The following is a 20,765-nucleotide window of genomic DNA, read 5'->3' as shown; positions in this document are numbered from 1 at the left end:
CTTAAATTTAAAAAATATTTTAAATAGTGTTTAGGTAACTATAAGTTGCATATTTTGCCGTCCTGAGATTAAAAAAGATATAAATTACGGTTGTTTTACTATTATTTTGCAGGGTTACTAAAATTAAAGTAACTTTAAATACAAAACACAAGCGGACAGGGTCTGCAAGTTTAACAAATACAATGAGGAGATTTTTAGCGGCTTTACTATTTACTGTTGCGTTTACAAATTGCAAGCCGCCTGTTTATACCTATGTATATAAGACATTGCCACCAGAAATACAAATCCACGATACCTCCAAGGGCATTGTACTAATTGATGCTACCCCAACAACAGGTGATAACAATAATGCCAATAACAACTACTCGCAATACCTTTTTGCTGCTATGCAGGAAGACGTAAAACTGCCAGTGGAAACAGCCAGCGATGTTTGCAAGGAAGAAATGCAGCTATTGTTGGCCAAAAACCCAACTGTAACCAGTAAAATAATGAAGCAATATAATGCCAACATGCTGGTTGTGATAACGAAAGAAGAAGTTGGTTTTAAGCTCGATAAGATTGATAAAGTGAAATATGAAAATGGGGCGGTATCGAAAACGGCCATGTTCGATGTATTTTTTGAAGCAAAGGCATTGATTGCACAAGACAATACTTTCCTGGAGCGTACTATATATGTAAGCCGCTATTATGCTAGCCGCAACGTGATTGACGGCGTGCAGACCCTGCCACCGGAAATGAAAGGGTGCGGCGCCGACATAAATATGATGGCAAAAGAAAACGCACAAAAATTGGCACACTTGTTTTTAGATAAAAAAGTAATTGAAACCTGGTTGAATAACAAACGGCATTTCAAGGAGGTGAATGAATAAAGTGGCTTGTATCTACTACCATGTATTTGTATAGCCACAAAGGCACGAAGTAGCACAAAGAAAGAAGAAGATATTGTACCAAACTTTTTTCTTTTTTTCTTCTTCCTTTAAAACTTTGTGCCACTTTGTGTTTTTGTGCCTTAGTGGTAGATTGACCAAAATTGCACCTGAGTAGCACCCTAGTTTTAAGCATTTATTACTTGGAGCGCAATTTTAAAGCATATGTTTCCTATGTTTTCTTCCTTTTTTTTCGCTTAAAACTATGTGGCTATTTGCCTATTTGGTGAAATGTACTTGAGCAGTAACTTTTTTATTATATGCCTATTCTTTCTTTCAAGAACAATATCGATTCGCTTATTGCGGCACTGAGCGGGGCTCTATTTATTTTTTTGCTTACTAGCTACCACGGTGTTGGCATATCGCCCGATTCGGTTTCTTATGCAGGGGTGGCAAGGAATATCCCTTTAGGCAAATGGCTGGTAGAGTTCAACGGATGCCCACTGATTATTTTCCCTGCTGGCTACCCTGTTTTCCTAGGCATTATTACCAAATTTGCTGGCACAGACGTGGTTGTGTTTGCCCCTTTTGTAAATGCGTTGTTGTTTGGCGTGGCCATTTTTGTAAACGGCTGCTTGTTGCAAAACATTGCCCCCAAAAACAAATGGTATAAATGGGCAGTGCTTAGCCTTTTGCCCATAAGCTACGCCATGCTGGATATATATACCATGCTATGGAGCGAGACTTTGTTTGTGATGCTGGTTTCTTTTTTTATGGTTGCCATTAGGGGCTACCTTGTTTCCCGTTCATTACCTGCATTATTATTAGCGGCATTGGTTACTGCATTGGCGTGCGATACCCGCCTTGCAGGGATTAGCGTGTTGGCTACTGGGTTGTTTTTTATCCTGCTGCAAAGGGATTTTTATTGGTTAAAAAAAATCATCCATTTAACAATATATCTTGTTGCTAGCGCATCCTTGCTGGCTACCAATTTAATAAGGAACCAACTTTTAAATGGCACGATGACAGGCATCAGGCAAAAAAGCATCACGCCATTAATAGTGAACATCCGCTTTTATGGCGAAACATTACTGCAATGGCTGCAACTGACTGGCACTAATAAAACGATAGCTGTTTTTGCTGGCATTTTGCTGGTAACCAGTGCTGCATTGATTATTGCATACCGTTACTTTAATGATAAGCAGTTTGCTTCTTTTGAAAACATTAACCTAGGGTTTTGTTTTATCTATATCTGCTTTATAGTGCTTACAGCTAGTATATCTAAATATGAACAGCTAAACAACCGCTTACTTTCCCCTGCTTATTTGCCAATGGTTGTTGGCATTTCCAGTTTAATACTACTTGGGCTTTCTAAGTTGCAAAAAGGCATTTGGCGGAATGTAGCAATTGCCTGCATTGCCCTTTGTTACCTTTTGTTCCAAGGGCATCAATTGTTGTTTGCGTTAGAGTTTCATTCAACGATAAAAGAAAACGGCATACCCGGTTACACAGAAGTTGGCAACCAGGAGAGCGATATAGTGCAATTCCTGGAAAAAAAGCAGCCCTATTTTAACCAAGATACGGCTATATATTCCAATGTTTGCGATGCCGTTTATTTTTACGGCGGCTTGCCTGCCATTACACTGCCTGAAAAAGCCCATATAATAGACATCCAAGAATATTATTTAGAAGACCCAAATTATATTGTTTGGTTTACCAATGAATTTGACAACAAAGCCATTATCCGTTTAGCTGAAATAAGCCAGCATAGGCAGTTGGATACGCTTGGGGTATTTAAAGATGGATTGATATTATTGAGCAAGCCTAAGGTGAAGTAGCAATGTAAATATTCATCTCAAAGGGAAAAGAAAGAAAAATGAGATAAAATATAGTATTTCGTTATATTTTTATCCAGTGTATCTGTTTTGAAATATAAAACACTATTTTCTTTCTTTATACTTGCGTACATCTAATGTTTCTATATGTTCTATCTGCTTAAAAAGTACCGAGTAGTAATTATACTGTGGAGAAAATGGTTTGAGAAAATCATCCTGATAAAAGCCTTTTAGGCTAAGGGGTTCAATCATGTAAATCATTTAATCATTGGTATAAAAGTAGTTTCCCGCTTATGAACTTGTATTACCTTATATCGTTACTGGTTATTTTATCGGCAGTTTTTGCGTATATCAATACCCGTTTGCTCAAATTGCCGCTTACTATTGGCTTGATGTTGCTTAGTACTATTTTCTCTGTGGGTTTACTGGCCGTTAACCAGTTTTTCCCTTCAACCCTCACGCCAGTAACTACTGCAATCAAAACTATTGATTTTAGTGCCGTGGTGCTGAATGTGCTGCTTAGTTTTTTATTGTTTGCAGGTTCAATGCACACAGACTACAGGCAGCTACAGCAAAACAGGAAGTCTATTATCTTGTTTGCTTTGGTAAGCGTATTGCTTTGTACAGTTTTAGCAGGGGCGGCACTCTATTTTTTAACCAGTTTTTTTGGCACGCCCATCAATTTCTTGTATTGCCTTTTGTTTGGCGCCATCGTTTCGCCAACTGATCCTATTGCAGTACTAGGCATATTAACCAAAGCCAATGTGCCAAAATCGGCAGAAATAAATATCGTGGGCGAATCGTTGTTCAACGATGGGATAGGGGTAGTGGTTTTTGTGTCGCTGCTGGCATTGATAGAAAAAGGCTCTGGCCATATACAAGCGTGGGACATGCCATTGGTCTTTCTCCAGCAAGCCGTGGGAGGCATTGGGCTGGGGTTTATTTTAGGATATATTATTTTCTTTTTATTAAAGTCGATAGACGACTACGAAACAGAAGTGATGATTACGCTGGCAGTAGTAATGGGCGGCAACTGGGTGGCGCATATAGCCGATGTTTCTGGGCCGTTGGCCATGGTAGTGGCCGGTTTAATCACAGGTTACAAAGTAAAAAAAGAAGTAATGAGCGATGTAACCATGATGTATGTAGAAAAATTCTGGCATTTGATAGACGTGCTGATGAACGCTATTTTGTTTGTGTTGATGGGGCTAAAAATATTGTCCATCCATTTTGAATGGGGTTATTTGCTTGTTGCGCTGGCCATTATCCCCTTGCTATTGTTGTGCAGGTATTTGTCTTTGGCTATACCATACCAAATTTCCAAGCAATGGCTGGACGTTTCCCCCAAAACCATACTGCTTATGACGTGGGGCGGCCTGCGTGGCGGGTTGTCCATTGCCATGGCATTGTCGCTATCACCCAGCTTCGCCGTAAAAGACGAGTTGGTTTTTATTACATACATTATCGTAATGTTTTCAATTTTTGTACAGGGGCTAACCGTGGAAAAAGTGGCTAAGAAGATTTATGGGCATCGGTAAGTTTAGTGGTTGTTTTAAGTGTTGTGTTTTAAGTTTTGGGTTTCATGAAATTCGCTTCAATTCGTGTTATACGTTTTACCGGTTTTTGTTTATCATGCAGCTATAAATGTAAATGTTATGGGAGAAACTACTTTGGAAATAAAAGGCACAACACAAAAGCAGCCCTCATGGAGGGCGGAATATGATCGGAAGGTAAAAATGTCAGAAGAAGAGCAGTTGAAAATAAGGGACTCTAAATGGCAAGATATACTGGAAAAAGCCAAGGAATTAGATAAAAAAGGGGCAGGAAATGAAATTTCATTAACAGAAGATGAAATAGCTGTTATTGTAAGTAAATACAGGAGGGAAAGGTATGAAGCATCACTTCGTCATTGAAATATTAGTATTTATTACTTATCAGTGACAATCCACGACATTAAATGGTTCAAGGAAACTTTTCCCTTGCTGCTCTGATTGTTTTAAACGTTGGGCAATTCGGTCTAATTTGTGTTTTGGGTTTCGCTTTTTAAAGGTTACCTCCCAGTTCCTTCTGTATAGCAAGCCAAATCTTTCAATGAAACAGCCTTTATAGTTCTTGCCGTGGGCTACTCCCATAAAGTTTCTTCCGCTAAGGGTACTGCCTCTACAAAACGAAAAAATAAAAAGCCATGTTTACTTGCCACAATCCATTTTTCTTCCTTTAATTCCTGTAACCAATTCAAGTTGTAATAATTATTTTGTAATATTTTTTATTATTCTTTTATTTTTATTACAAATGTGTAATAAAAAATTTGCAATAATTTAATTTACTACAAAAAAATTATTACAAATGTGTATGTTGTCTGTGCGTAAATCAGTACAAATTTTAACAGCTTTAGAAATCAGAAAGGAAGACACTTTTTTTTGTAGCCTTAATGGCCTTGTTTTTTTTGTAAATATTCCTACAAAAGGGTAATGGAGTGAGTTAGGTGGCACCAACAATTCTACATTTAATTGTAATATAAATAGCCTAGCCATCGATGGCAAGGGCAATGTGTATGCAGCAGGGCTTTTTACAAATGGAAGTGGCAATCAATATGTAGCAAAATGGAACGGCAGTAATTGGCAAGAGTTTGTAAGTAGCATCAGTTCTGTGTTCAATAGCACTATAACTTGCCTCATCATCTATACTAGCGGCACTCTGTATGCCGGAGGGGATTTTACTAATGCCAATGGGAAATATTTTGTAGCACAATGTAAGGATAGCAATTAAAGTGTGGTTTCGTTGGGAGTAGTCTCCAGACTATTTCGCAGTGTTTTCAAATCTGCTGATTTGGGTTTTGAATATCGGCATAATTAGCGAAATATTTATTTTTAGCCAATGCAATAGAACTTTATAATGCTGATTTTGCGCAACAAAAATTAGCATACAACCATAATAATCACGTAAGGGCTTCAAATGTGGACAAAGCAGAAGATTATTTGTATTGCATTGAAAGGAATTATGCAGGCAAGAATGGGTTAATTGAAATTGATTTGTTGTATAAAGCATATCAGGATGCAAACGCAAGGACGTTGTGGGGGACTATGCCGAGTTAGGTGGGAGATGTGACACTTTTGCCAAACCCAATGTTGATTGCTAGGTCTTTGTCAATCGTTGTCAAGTTTTGTTTTTAGTTTTCGTAAATATTTTTTTATATCTCTATCAGCCTTGAATGAAACAATAAATTTTGGTAAACCAAAACCCAAAGCATATTTTACAAGGTCAATGTCAAAGTCAAGCGTATAAATAATTTCTGTCGAGTTGTCCGAAATTACTTTTACTTGTCGCTGGCTTTTTATATAAAATTGAGTGTTGTCAGGAGTTTCAAAAATTGCAAGTTTGTTTTTGTCATACTGAACGCACTTTAGTTCTATCAAATTGTTAGGTACTTTTTTTGACAAGTAAGAATATTCATGAATCGTCACGCCTAATTGCAATGGCCCAGCTAGTGTTGATTTATTTATTTCTGTCCGCCACAAATTGTCGTTAGTTGGATTAACAAAAAAGTCAAAAACACTTTCTAACTTTTTGTTTACTAAAATTGTCCCTGTGGTTTTGATGAGTTTCTTATTTGTCATATTACTTGCCAATGTCATTTCGTTGTTTCGTCAGAGAGCCTTTCCATTATGAGCCTGTATTTGCGATTGTGACTAAAAATAGCATTAAGTCAGCCAACAATTAAAGCCAAATACCTGCTCCTAAAATTCAAATATATAATCTACTTCCCAATATTGTTGGGGTCTGCCAGAACAAAAGCAAAAAAGGACTGAAAGCTGAGTTTGTTCCGTAATGCCAGCCATATTGCAAATACGGATGTTGCAAGCAGTACATGTAAGACAGGAGTGGTCTGCAAAGTAGACCACTCGAGCTAGTGAGACTAAAAAAGACAATTATGCTATAATCTATTTAAAATAAGGCATATTGCTATCCATAAAAGATTTTTCGGTGCTGTTCCAATTGTTCACAATGCTGTTTCTAATATTGTTCGCATTGTTATTTGTTTGGTTGTAGGAATTTACGCCTGCATTCATTTCTTTTACTGCTTTATTATAGGCATCTACATCTTCTTTCGTTCTGTCGGATGCCGATTTTGAGTCGAATGATTTTTTGATATTATTGAAGTTTTCTTCTTTCAAGTAATAGTCTGTCATTTTGGGTATTTCGGTTTCTGCCAACTTCTTATAGGCTTCTAAGGATTGCTTGCAAGCTAAAGCCAATGAAGCGTCTCCATTAAAAGAGCGAAGCGTATCAAGTGCTTTTAATCCTTCTTCTGCATATTTAATTAACGTATTGCGACATTGCTCAATATCATTTACTTTTTTATTGGTCAAGGCTTTGGTTAGTTGCTTATCTTCCCAATTGCTTTTAAAAAACTGGTTATATACTTTATTAAAGTATTTATTGAGCTTGCCTACAATCTCCATTTTTTCTCCCTTTTCAGATTTAGAATCAAGAATTTCTATTTTATACTTAGCAGCAAATGCCCGATATGCCAAATCATTAGCTTGATTTGCTTCTTTAAGCTTTTCACTAGTCTTTTCTTGCAATAGCAAATAGGCTTGCATTTCATCTACAGATTGCTCAGATATTTCTTCCAAATCTACAATATGTGCATAATCATCATTGAATAGTTTGTAGCAAAATTTTATATAGTCTATACTACTTTGCCTTAATGAATTATCGCCTTTGTACGGGAATAATAATTGGGTGTTGGTTAAACTTAATGAGATGCTTTCAACAGCTTGTTGTCTTAGTTTTTCTACTTTTCTCAATCGTTTACCATGAGCAGATGCGCTTACATAAGCTAGATATTTTTTATTCATATCCTCTTGTACTTTGGTAATACTATTCATATACGCTACTGGTGTTTCAACATCTTGCGCCATTACCAAGGCATTTTTTACTACAAAAAATGCGACAATCAATAGCATTTTTAGATTTGTTCTTGTTCTTTTAGTCATTGTAAGATTAATTTATGATTTTACAAATAAAAGGGATATTCTATTTAATCGTAATAAAAAATTGTTTTGGAGAAAATACTTTTTCTGCTACTATCATCACTTAGCTGCCATTGCTTCCATTAGCTTATAAACAGTACGTATATAGGGGTCTTGCGTAAGGAATGCTTTCCACTCCTTATTGCCATCTTGTAGGCTGCTGTTGGCTTCAATTTTTTTTGTTTCATAGGCGTTATTGGCAACTTGATAGTAAGCAGTAGTACTATCCTTTGGTGTTCCAAGTTTTGTTATATCAGCATCTGCATCCTCAGTATCATCGTCACTGTCATCATCATCCCAGCTTGTATGATTTAGTGCTATCAAATCAGCTAAAAACAAGGGTTTATCTTTCTTTTCTTTGTTTATCTTGGCTTCCATTATTTTTTTTTGTATGGCGGCAAATGCTGGGGAAGTAGCTATTTCATTGGTAGCAATAGCTTGAATAGGTGCTAAATTAATTGGGGGTAGCGGGGTAAAATATTTATTTGCACTAATAGGAACTACCTGCAAAGCAAGTGGGTCGTCGGCTTCTCTTTGGGCATTTGTGCCTAATAAATCTGGTAATGCAATATCTGGTTTTACGCCAATAGCTTGCGCCGTATTGCCAGTGATGCGGTATAATCGGATATTGGTAATTTTTATATAATCCTCGGCTTTTTTATTTCGTGTATCTTCTGTTATATTTACAGTTGTATCCATCGGAAGCACTACTTGCCCTGTTGCCTTTTCAAATGTAGTAGCACCTACAATTATTGCTCGATGATAATCTTGCAATGTTCCTGCAAACATTTCCGATGCTGAAGCACTATATCCATTTACCATTACTGCCAATGGCCCATCGTAAATAGTACCCCTGTTCATGTCTTTTAGGGTAATTGTTTTTCCCTCTTTTTCTTTTATCATAGCTACTGGGCCTGCATCTATAAAAATACCTGCTAAGTCTATTGCTTCCTTCACATCCCCGCCACCATTAAAACGCAAATCCATTACTAGGCCATCTATTCCTTCTTTTTTTAATTTAATTATTTCTTTTGCCACGTCATTTGCACACCCATTTACATCTTTGCTTCCTTTGTCCCAATCGATATAAAAAGCGGGTAAAGAGATATATCCAATTGATTTCGAGCCTTTTAAAATAAAGCTTCTCACTCTTTCCTCATCCTCGCTGCCATTATCTACAATCTCTTTTTGCAATGTTACCTGCCTCACTGTGCCATCACTTTTTTTTACTGTTAGTAATAGTTTATCCGATTTGTTTTCCTCTAATAAATCTTGTATAAATGCAACACCTTTTTCAGCAACAGCCATTCTTTCTTTGCCAGCCCATTGTATAAATTGTATTTTATCACCTTTGTTTAATTGTCCACTTTTATAGGCAGGGCTACCAGGCACTAAATTGTCAATTTTTACGCTCCCATCTTCTGAATCTTCAAGATAGAATCCAAATATCAATGGCTTTTTACCAAGTTGACCATCAAATTCTTCTTTTGCTTCCGCAGGAAAATAATTGGTATGTGGGTCGTAAGTATTGGCAATTACATCACAATAAATAGTTGCCACTTCTTTTTTTAGTGCATTTGGCTTTTCCAGTAATGGTTTAAAGGAGCGTTTTATAGATAGTACAATGTTTTTTCTTAGAATGGGTTCTATACTATCCAAATACTTTTTTTGTGCTAAAGGCGTAACTTCTTTTTTATAATCGCTAACTATTTCACGCACCAAAGCCCATTTCATTAATTTGTATAGCTTCGTTTTTAATGCAATAGTGTTATCAGCATAAGCTGTATCTTCTGAAACAGAAAGTTTTTCTTTAACCATAAAGTTAAATGGCTTTTTGCCAATATCATCTATTAACGAGTCTGTTTGTTTTATCCTGATGCCATATAAACCAATCAATTGTTTTAAAAAATCGGTTTTTACATTTTGTATTTGATCGTCTATTTGATAAGCAAACTTAGATAGTGATAAGACATCTTGTTTTGTAAAAAAAATGCGCTTGGCATCAAGTTTTTTTAATACCCCATCAAATACTGCTATAGAAAACTGATCGTTTAGTTCCTTTGGCTGCACATGAAATTTTGCTGCCATCCTGGAAATTAAGAAGGCATTGTTTGCAGCTTTTTCAGGAATATTTTGTGCATTAATTCGATAGCCTATAAACAATAGCATAAGAAAAAGAAGAAATTGCTTGCTTGTTCTGTTAAATTTTCTCATAGTGACGAAAATAATGGAAAATTTTATTATGCTGACTACATTTTGCAAGTTTTGGGTTGTTGCAAAAGCTATTTCAATTCACTTTTGCATCATGATATAAAGAAAATATGAAAGAGTAACAAAGTGTGAATTATGAGGAAACAATCAACTGCCCTGCCTTTGACGAAAAACAATATTTTTATCGGCCTTAAGGCTTGCTCAAGGTCTTTTCTTCAAACCATTTTGCTATATGCAAATGCACCTAATATTATTTTTCAACTATCATTTGTAAAAATGACAATAAACAGCCATTTTCGCAACAAAAGCACCATCATGAAGCCTGCCTTTATCATATCATTATTCTTTATAGTATCGTTAACCAATATTGCCCATGCCCAAAAAGACCTTACCCTATGGTACAAACAACCAGCCACTGTGTGGACAGAAGCGTTACCTGTAGGCAATGGCACGCTAGGTGCAATGGTTTTTGGTAAAGTAGATGAAGAACTATTGCAACTAAACGAAGCAACTTTATGGAGCGGCGGGCCAGTGAAAACAGGCGTAAACCCTACATCGCCGCAATATTTACAGCCTTTGCGGGATGCCCTGTTTAAAAGAGATTATGGAACAGCTACCAACCTTGCCCGTAAAATGCAGGGCTTGAATTCGGAAGCCTATATGCCCTTGGGTGATTTGAATATAAAACAATCGTTGGGCGGGGATACTGCCCAGCAGTATTACAGGGGGCTTAATATTGAAGACGCCATCAACACGACAGAATTTACCGTAAATGGGGTGCATTACAAGCGGGATGTATTTGTTTCTGCCCCAGATAAAGTAATAGTAGTACGGCTAACGGCAGACAAGCCCGGGCAGTTAACCATCAATGTATCTGCAAAAAGCAAAATAAAAAGCAATGTATCTACCAATAAAGAGGTATTTGTAGTAAAAGGCAAAGCCCCTGCCCGTGTTAACCCCAGCTATTACAACCCTGCAAAGAGGGATGCCATGGAGTATGAGGATGTGAGCGGCTGCCGGGGTATGCGGTTTGAAATGCTAGTAAAAGCAGCTATAAAAGGTGGCACGCAAGTAACAGATACAAGCGGTATTCATATTGCCAATGCCACCGAGATTGTTTTGTATGTAACAGCAGCAACCAGTTTTAATGGGTATGACAAATGCCCAGACAAAGAGGGCAAAGACGAGCACATGCTTGCTTCATCTTATTTAGCAAAAGCATCAGCACAAGATTACCAAAGCATATTGCAAGCACATTTGGCAGATTACCATCAATTGTTCAACCGTGTTTCCTTGAACCTAAACCCTAGCAAAGAAAGCAAAACAGCTATCCCTACCGATGAAAGGCTGGAAGCGTACAGGAACGGCGGTGCAGATGCTGGTTTGGATGCTTTGTACATGCAATATGGCCGATACTTATTAATATCATCCTCACGCACACCCAATGTGCCAGCCAACCTGCAAGGCATCTGGAATAAGGAGCTTCGTGCGCCTTGGAGCAGTAACTACACTACCAATATAAACGTGCAGATGAACTACTGGCCTGTGGAAAGCCTCAATTTGTCGGAGCTGCACCAGCCTCTTTTGGGGTTATTGAAAGAATTGGCAGTTACAGGCAAGCAAACGGCCAAGGAGTTTTACAATATAAAACATGGGTGGGTGGTAAACCACAATTCAGATATATGGGCATTGAGCAATCCAGTGGGAGATTTTGGCAAGGGCGACCCTAAATGGGCCAACTGGGCAATGGGTGCCAACTGGCTTAGCCGCCACGGATGGGAGCATTATTTGTTTACTGGCGATAAACAGTTCTTGCAAAAAGAAGCATACCCATTGCTAAAAGGGGCAGCGGAATTTACATTGGACTGGCTGGTAAAAGACAGCAGTGGGCATTGGGTTACAGCACCTGCCACTTCCCCTGAAAATGATTTTTATGATGGCGACAAAAAAGCCGCTATGTCTATTGCTACTACAATGGACATGGGCATTGTAAGGGATGTGTTCCACAATACCATTGCGGCAGCTAAAACTCTTAATGTTGATAAGGCTTTTTGCGAAACTTTAAACGATAGGTTAAACAACCTATATCCCTTCCAAATAGGCAGTAAAGGCAATTTGCAGGAATGGTACAAAGACTTTGGAGACGTGGACCCGCACCACCGCCATACTTCGCACCTTTATGCACTGCATCCAGCGAGGGAAATATCTCCATTAAGCACGCCGGATTTAGCAGCGGCGGCCAGGAAAACATTGGAAATGCGTGGCGATGGCGGCACAGGTTGGAGCCTTGCATGGAAAGTGAATATGTGGGCAAGGTTGCTAGACGGCAACCATGCCTATATCCTTTACAGGAATCTTCTCCACCTAGTAAAAGAAAACAATAAAAGTTATAGTGGCGGCGGTATTTACCCCAATATGTTTGATGCGCACCCGCCTTTCCAGATTGACGGCAATTTTGCCGGGGCTGCGGGTGTTGGTGAAATGCTGCTGCAAAGCCAAAACGATGAACTGCACCTGTTGCCAGCCTTGCCAGATGCGTGGGAAAGCGGGGATGTAAAAGGCTTGGTAGCAAGGGGCAATTTTGTAGTGGACATAACTTGGGAAAAAGGCAAACTAACCAATGCCTCTATATTGTCCCGCAATGGTGGGTTGTGCAGCCTCCGGACTAACCAGCCCGTGCAGCTAAAAGGCAATCCTGCTGTTGTGTCAAAAGCGAGTGCCATTGGCTATACATTGTCGTTTAAAACGATAAAAGGGGGAGTGTATGTGGTGAGTAGTGAGTGGTGAGTTGTACACTAATTTATTTGCAAAAATTTGTAAATTCCATATTGTCTACTTGAAAAAAGCCCAAACTTGTAGTTGCACAACCCAAACGTTTGATTCTGTAACCCCAAACTTGTGGTTGGTAACTCCATTTTTGGGGTAAAAGATCCTAATAATAGGATTAAACATCCTATTATTAGGGTTAAAAACCTTAAACTTTAGATTTTCAATCCTATTATTGAGGTTAAAGACCCAGGTTTTGGGTTGGATAACCCCATAGTTGGGGTTAAAAACCCTAAAATTGCGGTTGCTAATCCTAGCATTGGGGTTGAAAACCCAAACATACAGTTGTTTAATCCTATCCTTGGGGGTAAAGACCCCATCGTTGCGGTTCAGAGCCCCGAAACTTGTAGTTGGAGATAATATCCACCCTAATTCATAACTCATAACTCATCATTCATAATTAAAAAGTTTCTGTTTAGGTGGTGAAATGTAAACCACCCTATTGTTTTGGGCATTTAGTTGTGCGGAAGTTTTGGATGTATTGACTTGTTTCAACTATTTTTGATATTGCTGTAAGCTTAGTGCCATAACTTATGGTTTAGCTTTTATACGAATGCTTCATAATAATTGCCCCTTAATGCGTGCCAGTTTATTCATCATTTTATCATTTTTGTTTTTGAATACATGGTTATTAGCGCAGCCAAACGTGAACCAATACCAGTTTAGGCGTATAGATATTAGCAAGGGGCTATCCCACAACCAAATAAACTGTATTTTAAAAGATAGCAAAGGGTTTATGTGGTTTGGCACTATGTCGGGCTTAAACAGGTTTGATGGCTATCAGTTTAAGGTGTTTAAACACGACATAAAGGATTCTTTAAGTATAGATGATGACTTTGTAACAAGGGTTTTAGAATTGCCCGATGGCAAGCTGCTTGTAGCAACAAGGAGTTGGATGAATATTTATGACCCAAAAACTGAGAAGTTCAGCCATAATATAGCTGGTTATTTTGCATCGCTTGGCTTGCCTAACGGCGTGGTAATGAAAACTGTAAAAACACCCAATGGCGATTTTTACTTTCTTATTGAAAAAGAAGGGGTGTTTAAATATAGCATATCTACCCGCAAGGCATCAAAGATGCGTATCAATGAAAAATCGTATATCACTTCTATATCCCGTAATAAAGATGGCAATTTCTGGGTTATTTGCAATGATGGCAGCATAGAACTGCTGGATGCAAAAACAGAAAAGGTAGTTTACCACACAGATGTTGTTAATAAATACAACAACACTGAATTGATGAATTACCAGATTTTTGCCGATAATGAAAATGAGTTGTGGGTTTATACTTTTGGAGATACAAAAGGAGTGTGCCGCTTTAATCCGGCTACCAATCAATTAACCATTATCAATAAAGAAAGCGTGCCAGCCAAGTTGAATACTAACCTAGTAATGGGCATCCTACAAGACAATCAATCTAATATCTGGATATATACAGACCACGGTGGCATTAATGTATTCGATAAAAAGAAGAAAACTATTCAATATATTGTAAATGATCCTGACAATAACAATAGCCTTAGCCAGAATAGCATTAATACAGCATATAAAGATGATAACGGCATTATTTGGGTAGGAACTTATAAAAAAGGCATCAATTGCTACCACGAAAGCATTATCAAGTTCCCATTGTACAAAAACCATCCATCGCAGCCAAATAGCCTCCCATACGATGATGTAAACCGTTTTGTAGAAGATGCAAAAGGTAATATCTGGATAGGTACCAATGGGGGAGGGCTGATTTATTTTGATAAGGGGCGGGATGTTTTTACGCAGTACAAACACCAATCGGGCAATAACAATAGTTTGTGCAACGACGTAATTGTAGGTTTGTGCATGGATAAAAAGCAAAGGCTTTGGATAGGTACTTATTTTGGGGGCATGGATTGTTTTGATGGCAAAACATTTATGCATTACCAGCACAACCCCAATGATAATTCGTCTATTGCAGACAATAGGATATGGAGTATTTATGAAGATGCTGCCAATAACTTGTGGGTAGGCACACTAGGTGCCGGGCTAGACAGGTTTGACAGGGATAAGCATATTTTTTATCATCACAATGTCAATATTCCTAATTCCATCCAGTCAAACTATGTTTCCGTGCTTACAGAAAACAAGAAAGGTGATTTGGTAATAGGCACGGCTTCTGGAATGGATATTTTGGAAAAAGGAACAGATAATTTTACACATTATTTTTATAACCCTCAAGATGCTGGTTCTTTAAGCAATGGCAATGTAAATTCCCTTTTAATTGATAGTAAGGGTAGGATTTGGGTAGGCACCAGGGAGGGGTTGAATATTTTAAATGATAAAACCAAGGCGTTCCAGCATTTCACCATAGAAAATGGGTTGCCAGATAATGCCGTTTTAAATATTTTAGAGGACAATAAACATAGTTTTTGGATAAGTACGCCTAAAGGTATTTCAAATATAGCAGTTGCAGAAAATAGTGGCAAAGATGGTGCTATAGATATTAGCTGCCGTAATTATGATGAGTCTGATGGGCTGCAAGGAACACAATTTAATGAAAATGCAGCTTTAAAAACAAAAAAAGGCGAGTTGATATTTGGTGGAGCCAATGGGTTTAATGTATTCCAGCCCGAGTCAATTGTGCCTAACAAGCAAATACCAAACATTGTATTTACCGATTTTCAGGTATTCAATAAAAGCATCAGCCCCGGGGAAGAACTAAATGGCAAGGTATTACTTGAGGGTTCTATTACAGAAACAAAATCTATAACACTTAATTACAACCAAAATGTAATTGCCATAGAATTTGCAGCATTAAACTATTCCAATGCCGATAAAAATAAATATGCCTATAAACTAGAGGGCTTTAAAGATGAATGGCTGGTGGCAGATGGCAAAAACAGGAAAGCCGTATTTACCAACTTAGATCCCGGCAATTATACTTTTTATGTAAAAACAGCCAATGATAATGGCAAGTGGAATGATAATGCTATAAAGCTAAGCATAAAAATACTGCCACCTTTTTGGAGGGCGCCACTGGCTTACTCTATCTATCTACTAATAGTGGTAGTAGTTTTGTATATTGGCAGGATAAGGATTATCCATAAAGCGAGGGAAAAGTTTGCCATAGAACAAGAGCGGGTAGAAGCACAGCGTATGCACGAGCTGGACTTAATGAAAATTAAGTTCTTTACCAATGTAAGCCATGAGTTTAGGACACCCCTTTCCTTGATACTTGCCCCAGTTGACAAAATGCTTAAACGTGCGATGGAGGAAGGGCAGAAGCAACAATTGCAACTCATCCATCGGAATGCAAGGCGTTTGTTGAACTTAGTAAACCAATTACTCGATTTTAGGAAAATGGAGGAAAGGGAATTGAAGCTGCACAGTACCAAGGGCGATATTGTTCAATATATTAATGAAGTGTCGCATTCTTTCTCAGACGTGGCGGATAAAAAGAATATCAGTTTTTCTTTCCATTCCAATATTGATAACTTGGAAACAAGTTTTGATACCGATAAAATAGAAAGGATACTGTTTAATCTTTTGTCCAATGCCTTTAAATTCACCCCAGAAAATGGGCATGTGGGGGTAGATGTATTTGTAAAAGCGAAAGAAGATAGCAATAATTGGTTTGAAGTAGAAATTGCCGTACAGGATACAGGCATTGGCATAGAAGCTAATAAGCAGGAAAAAATATTTGAACGCTTTTTTCAAAACGATATACCAGGATCCATGGTTAACCAAGGCAGTGGCATAGGGCTTGCCATAACAAAGGAATTTGTAAAGCTGCATGGCGGCAATATTACCGTGGAAAGCGAGCCCAACAAAGGCAGTTGCTTTAAAGTAACAATCCCGGTACTGGTGGTTGCAATAGAGAAAATAGTCAGCGCCAAAAGCAATGATGCGCCTGTAATTGAAATGAATGGTGTAGAATCCTTGGAAGAAATAGATATTGCCGATGAAATAGAAGCCGAGGACTTAGTTGTAGAAGAGAAACCGTCAATGCCAAAAAATAAAAAACCAACGGTGCTATTAGTAGAGGACAACGATGATTTTAGGTTTTATTTAAAAGACAACCTGAAAGAGTATTTCAATATACTTGAAGCCATTAATGGGAAATTGGGATGGCAAAAAGCACTGGCCGCACATCCTGATTTGATAGTAAGCGACATAAGTATGCCCGAAATGGATGGGATAGATTTATGTAAAAAAATTAAGCATGATAGCCGTACCAAGCATGTGCCTGTTATATTATTAACCGCATTGATAGGGGAGGAGCAACAACTAAAAGGGCTGGAAACAGGTGCAAACGACTATATGACCAAGCCTTTTAACTTTGAGATATTACTATCTAAAATAAAAAACCAGCTAACACAGCAGGAGCAAATTAAAAAAACATATCAGAAACAAGTAGAGGCCAAGCCCACGGATATAGTGGTGGAATCGCCACAGGAAAAATTCATGCAGCAGGTGCTTACGCTGATAGAAAAAAATATTTCGGAGCCAGATTTTTCGGTGGAAGACATGAGCAGGGGCATGTTTATGAGCCGGGTAGCGTTGTATAAAAAAATATTGTCGCTCACGGGCAAAACGCCTATAGAATTTATTAGGCAAATAAGACTGAAAAGGGCAGCCCAATTACTGGAAAAAAGTGATATGACCGTGGCGGAAGTGGCGTATGAAGTAGGCTTTAACAGCCCTAAATATTTTTCTAAGTATTTTAAAACAGAGTACGACAAGCTCCCTTCTGTATATATGGAAGAGATGAGGCGTAAGTAGTAAGTCATAAGTTGTAAGTCATAAGTCATAATAGACATTATATATCATTTAGCATCACTAATCTCTTTGTTTGAAAAGTGCCGTATGCACGACTTATTACTTACCACTTACCACTTACGACTATCTAAAATGTTAACCAACAGGGCTTTTTAGGCTGTTTTTTATCAAATATACCCCCTAGTTAACATTTGAACCCTTAGTCAAAAACAATCCGATACCTGTAATTATTTGCTATCCATCTAGTTTTGTTCTTCGGTTCTGTTAAAGCTATTTTGTTGATGAAAAAAACTTTTTCCGGGCTGTATGGAAATTTATAAAAGATGATTGTCATGTTGAATAAAAAGATACTTCCTTTGCTGTCCATGTTTTTGCTTGCAGCCTATTTCCCCACAATAGCATTATGCGAAATAACACCGTATTCTAAATTAGACGACGGTGTGATGATTCATTTAAAACAGTCTTCTCCTAATGCTCCTAAGCTATTGAAGCTACAGGTAATCACAGACAACATAATACGGGTGCTTGCAAGCCCAATAGACTCTTTCATAACACAAAAAAGTCTCATGGTTTTGGATGAAAAAAGGCCTTCGGTAAAATGGGAACTGAAAGAAAAGGATGGACAAATAATAGTAAGCACTTCAAAAATTAATGCCATTATTTTTACCAGTAATGGTTCAGTAGTTTTTACAGATGCCTACGGCACACCAATATTAGCTGAAAAAAAAGAAGGCGGCAAAACGTTTAATGGGGTGTTAGTTGAGGGGGAGGAACTGTATAAGTTGAAACAAGTATTTGAATTAACTGCAAACGAAGGTTTTTATGGCCTTGGGCAGCATCAGAATGGCATGATAAACTACAACGGGCAACATGTAGATTTGATGCAGAACAATACAGAAGTAGCGATACCTTTTTTGGTGTCTGATAAAAACTATGGTATACTTTGGGATAACTACTCCATTACCAATGCAATGGATAGCAGGGATTATGAACCAATGAGCAGCTTGAAGCTGTTTGATGTAAATGGTAACCAAGGATGGTTAACAGCCACTTATGCTTCTAAAAAGAATACGGTTGCCCCCATAGTGCGTGCAGAATCAACCATAGACTATGAGTTTATTGAGGCTATGAAAAACTTCCCAGAAGGGTTTAAACCTGCTGATGGCATTGTAACTTGGGAAGGGTTTGTACAAAGTGCTTTTGACGGCACGCATCATTTTTTATTAAAAAATGCAGGGTATGCCAAGATATGGATTGATGGAAAATTATTGGTTGAAAAATGGAGGCAATCCTGGAATCCTGGTACTAGCTCAATAGACGTAAAACTAGCCGCTAATACAAAACACAGTTTTAAAATAGAATGGAAGCCAGATGGCGGTGAGTCTTACTTGTCTTGTAAATGGCTGAAACCATTGACTGAAAGTGAGCAAAAAGAATTTTCTTTTAGCTCCGAGGCTGGAAAAAATATAGATTATTATTTTGTTTATGGTAGCAATATGGATGAAGTGATCAGTGGCTACCGCGATATTACGGGCAAAGCTACGATGATGCCCAAATGGGCCATGGGGCTTTGGCAAAGCAGGGAGCGGTATAAAACACAAGATGAAATATTGCAAACGGTAAGCGAGTTTAGGAAAAGGAAAATACCACTAGACAATATTGTATTGGACTGGAATTACTGGGAGCAAGACAAATGGGGTAGCCAACAGTTTGATGCTTCTCGGTTTGCAGACCCGGCCGGGATGATTAAAACCTTGCATGAAAAATACAACACCCGTTTCATGATTTCTGTATGGCCTAAGTTTTACGAAGGAATAGATAATTATAAATACTTTGATGCAAATGGCTGGCTATTTAAAAGAAGCATTGCCGATAGGCGGAGGGATTGGATAGCCCAAGGCTATGTATCTACTTTTTATGATGCCTTCAACCCTAAAGCAAGGGCAGCTTTCTGGGACATTATGAATAAAAATTTATTTGTAAAAGGGATTGATGCTTGGTGGCTGGATGCAACAGAACCGGATATTTATTCCAATTGCAACACCGAGCATAGGAAACAGTTAATGAACCCTACTGCTTTAGGTTCTGGCACGCAATATTTTAATGGCTTCCCTGTACAAAATTCAAGAGCTGTTTATGAGGGGCAGCGTAAAACCAGCCCCAACCAACGTGTATTTATTTTAACACGTTCAGCGTATGCAGGCTTGCAGCGTTATGCTGCCGCCACTTGGAGCGGGGATATTGCCTCACGGTGGGAAGATTTTAAAAACCAGATACCTGCGGGCATCAACTTCTCATTGTCTGGTTTGCCCTATTGGACAACAGATATTGGCGGTTTTGCAGTTGAAACCCGTTACGAACACCCACAAGGGAAAGACTTGGAAGAATGGAGGGAGTTATCTACACGCTGGTACCAGTTTGGTGCATTTTGCCCATTGCTGCGTGTGCATGGCCAGTTTCCTTACCGAGAGATTTACAATATTTCACCCGAAGGCACGCCCACTTATGAAAGCATCTTGTATTACGACAGGCTCCGCTACCGTTTGATGCCTTATATCTATTCGCTGGTGGGCAAAACATACCATGATAATTATACCATCATGCGTGGACTGGTAATGGATTTTGGCAAAGACCCTGAAGTGAAAAATATTGGCAGCCAGTTTATGTTTGGGCCATCTATATTGGTGAACCCTGTTACCGATTTTAATGCAACTACTAAAGACTTGTATTTGCCTGCTACTACGGGATGGTACGACTTTTATACTAGCAAGTATTACGAAGGCGGGCAGCACATTACTGCCGCCGCACCGTTGCAAACCATGCCTTTGTACATTAAAGAGGGTTCTATTGTTCCTTTTGGCCCAGCCATGGAATACACTGGCCAAAAAGCGGCTGATACCATTAGCCTGTATGTATATACGGGTAAAGATGCTTCGTTTAAGCTATATGAAGACGAGGGTTTGAATTACAACTACGAAAACGGTGCTTTTGCCAATGTTGAGTTTACTTATACCGAAGCCTTCAAAACGCTTTCTATTTTAGAACGGAAAGGCAGCTTTGAAGGCATGTTGAAAAACAGGGTATTCAATATTGTTTGGGTGAAGAAAGAGAAACCAGCACTATTTAACCTGGATAAAAAGCCAGATGCGGTTGTAAAATATAAAGGAGAAAAAATATCAGTAACCATGAAACAGTAGAGTGGCCAGAGAAGTTAAAAAAATAAAAATACGTGTTGCTA

13 protein-coding genes are annotated in these 20,765 nt (G+C 38.3%); 7 read left to right on the top strand and 6 right to left on the bottom strand.

What is annotated here, in order from left to right:
• Positions 1-182: 182 nt before the first annotated feature.
• Positions 183-869: a hypothetical protein gene (locus tag ACHFIY_RS12150; protein WP_410846369.1), complete on the top strand. Its 687-nt coding sequence runs from the start codon at positions 183-185 to the stop codon at positions 867-869.
• A gap of 317 nt (positions 870-1,186) precedes the next feature.
• Complete coding sequence (locus ACHFIY_RS12145; protein ID WP_410846368.1) at positions 1,187-2,704, top strand: hypothetical protein; 1,518 nt, start codon at positions 1,187-1,189, stop codon at positions 2,702-2,704.
• A gap of 102 nt (positions 2,705-2,806) precedes the next feature.
• Here ACHFIY_RS12145 and ACHFIY_RS12140 read toward each other — a convergent pair whose 3' ends face one another.
• Positions 2,807-2,953 carry a hypothetical protein gene (locus ACHFIY_RS12140; RefSeq protein ID WP_410846367.1) on the bottom strand — a complete coding sequence of 49 codons (147 nt, stop codon included), beginning with the start codon at positions 2,951-2,953 and terminating at the stop codon, positions 2,807-2,809.
• A gap of 41 nt (positions 2,954-2,994) precedes the next feature.
• On the opposite strand from ACHFIY_RS12140, the gene ACHFIY_RS12135 reads away from it, so the two are divergent.
• Both ACHFIY_RS12135 and ACHFIY_RS12130 read left to right on the top strand, forming a co-directional pair.
• Positions 2,995-4,239 carry a cation:proton antiporter gene (locus tag ACHFIY_RS12135; RefSeq protein WP_410846366.1) on the top strand — a complete coding sequence of 415 codons (1,245 nt, stop codon included), beginning with the start codon at positions 2,995-2,997 and terminating at the stop codon, positions 4,237-4,239.
• 117 nt (positions 4,240-4,356) lie between these two features.
• Positions 4,357-4,614, top strand: a complete 258-nt coding sequence (locus tag ACHFIY_RS12130; protein ID WP_410846365.1) for a hypothetical protein — start codon at positions 4,357-4,359, stop codon at positions 4,612-4,614.
• Positions 4,615-5,227: 613 nt separating this feature from the next.
• Here ACHFIY_RS12130 and ACHFIY_RS12125 read toward each other — a convergent pair.
• From ACHFIY_RS12125 to ACHFIY_RS12110, 4 genes are all read right to left on the bottom strand, one after another.
• Positions 5,228-5,452, bottom strand: coding sequence for a hypothetical protein (locus ACHFIY_RS12125; RefSeq protein WP_410846364.1), 225 nt, complete (start codon positions 5,450-5,452; stop codon positions 5,228-5,230).
• 395 nt (positions 5,453-5,847) lie between these two features.
• Entirely contained in the window at positions 5,848-6,318 is a 471-nt protein-coding gene (locus tag ACHFIY_RS12120; protein ID WP_410846363.1) for an SRPBCC family protein, read from the bottom strand.
• A 324-nt stretch (positions 6,319-6,642) separates the two neighbouring features.
• Complete coding sequence (locus ACHFIY_RS12115; RefSeq protein ID WP_410846362.1) at positions 6,643-7,701, bottom strand: LIC11966 family surface protein; 1,059 nt, start codon at positions 7,699-7,701, stop codon at positions 6,643-6,645.
• 96 nt (positions 7,702-7,797) lie between these two features.
• A complete protein-coding gene (locus tag ACHFIY_RS12110) occupies positions 7,798-9,825 on the bottom strand; it encodes a S41 family peptidase (RefSeq protein ID WP_410846361.1) in 2,028 nt (675 codons plus the stop codon).
• Positions 9,826-10,083: 258 nt separating this feature from the next.
• On the opposite strand from ACHFIY_RS12110, the gene ACHFIY_RS12105 reads away from it, so the two are divergent.
• Positions 10,084-12,735, top strand: a complete 2,652-nt coding sequence (locus tag ACHFIY_RS12105; RefSeq protein WP_410846360.1) for a glycoside hydrolase family 95 protein — start codon at positions 10,084-10,086, stop codon at positions 12,733-12,735.
• Between the two features lie 45 nt (positions 12,736-12,780).
• Here the strand turns inward: ACHFIY_RS12105 and ACHFIY_RS12100 are convergent, their stop codons facing one another.
• Complete coding sequence (locus ACHFIY_RS12100) at positions 12,781-13,158, bottom strand: hypothetical protein (RefSeq protein ID WP_410846359.1); 378 nt, start codon at positions 13,156-13,158, stop codon at positions 12,781-12,783.
• Between the two features lie 193 nt (positions 13,159-13,351).
• Here ACHFIY_RS12100 and ACHFIY_RS12095 point away from each other — a divergent pair, with 193 nt between their 5' ends.
• Both ACHFIY_RS12095 and ACHFIY_RS12090 read left to right on the top strand, forming a co-directional pair.
• Complete coding sequence (locus tag ACHFIY_RS12095; RefSeq protein ID WP_410846358.1) at positions 13,352-17,530, top strand: two-component regulator propeller domain-containing protein; 4,179 nt, start codon at positions 13,352-13,354, stop codon at positions 17,528-17,530.
• 329 nt (positions 17,531-17,859) lie between these two features.
• Positions 17,860-20,724: a TIM-barrel domain-containing protein gene (locus tag ACHFIY_RS12090; protein WP_410846357.1), complete on the top strand. Its 2,865-nt coding sequence runs from the start codon at positions 17,860-17,862 to the stop codon at positions 20,722-20,724.
• The last annotated feature ends 41 nt before the right edge of the window (positions 20,725-20,765 follow it).

Source organism: Parasediminibacterium schistidii (assembly GCF_046546515.1).
In the GTDB taxonomy this organism is placed as follows: Bacteria; Bacteroidota; Bacteroidia; order Chitinophagales; family Chitinophagaceae; genus Parasediminibacterium.
Note: the sequence above shows the minus strand (reverse complement) of the source record. Positions and strands in the feature narration are given on the sequence as shown.

What these genes read in the sequence shown, in the direction of transcription:
- ACHFIY_RS12120 (WP_410846363.1), bottom strand. Translation starts at nt 6,318, where the DNA reads ATGACAAATAAGAAACTCATCAAAACCACAGGGACAATTTTAGTAAAC.
- ACHFIY_RS12130 (WP_410846365.1), top strand. Translation starts at nt 4,357, where the DNA reads ATGGGAGAAACTACTTTGGAAATAAAAGGCACAACACAAAAGCAGCCC.
- ACHFIY_RS12090 (WP_410846357.1), top strand. Translation starts at nt 17,860, where the DNA reads ATGTTGAATAAAAAGATACTTCCTTTGCTGTCCATGTTTTTGCTTGCA.
- ACHFIY_RS12140 (WP_410846367.1), bottom strand. Translation starts at nt 2,953, where the DNA reads ATGATTGAACCCCTTAGCCTAAAAGGCTTTTATCAGGATGATTTTCTC.
- ACHFIY_RS12095 (WP_410846358.1), top strand. Translation starts at nt 13,352, where the DNA reads ATGCGTGCCAGTTTATTCATCATTTTATCATTTTTGTTTTTGAATACA.
- ACHFIY_RS12115 (WP_410846362.1), bottom strand. Translation starts at nt 7,701, where the DNA reads ATGACTAAAAGAACAAGAACAAATCTAAAAATGCTATTGATTGTCGCA.
- ACHFIY_RS12150 (WP_410846369.1), top strand. Translation starts at nt 183, where the DNA reads ATGAGGAGATTTTTAGCGGCTTTACTATTTACTGTTGCGTTTACAAAT.
- ACHFIY_RS12110 (WP_410846361.1), bottom strand. Translation starts at nt 9,825, where the DNA reads ATGGCAGCAAAATTTCATGTGCAGCCAAAGGAACTAAACGATCAGTTT.
- ACHFIY_RS12135 (WP_410846366.1), top strand. Translation starts at nt 2,995, where the DNA reads ATGAACTTGTATTACCTTATATCGTTACTGGTTATTTTATCGGCAGTT.
- ACHFIY_RS12100 (WP_410846359.1), bottom strand. Translation starts at nt 13,158, where the DNA reads ATGAGTTATGAATTAGGGTGGATATTATCTCCAACTACAAGTTTCGGG.
- ACHFIY_RS12105 (WP_410846360.1), top strand. Translation starts at nt 10,084, where the DNA reads ATGAGGAAACAATCAACTGCCCTGCCTTTGACGAAAAACAATATTTTT.
- ACHFIY_RS12145 (WP_410846368.1), top strand. Translation starts at nt 1,187, where the DNA reads ATGCCTATTCTTTCTTTCAAGAACAATATCGATTCGCTTATTGCGGCA.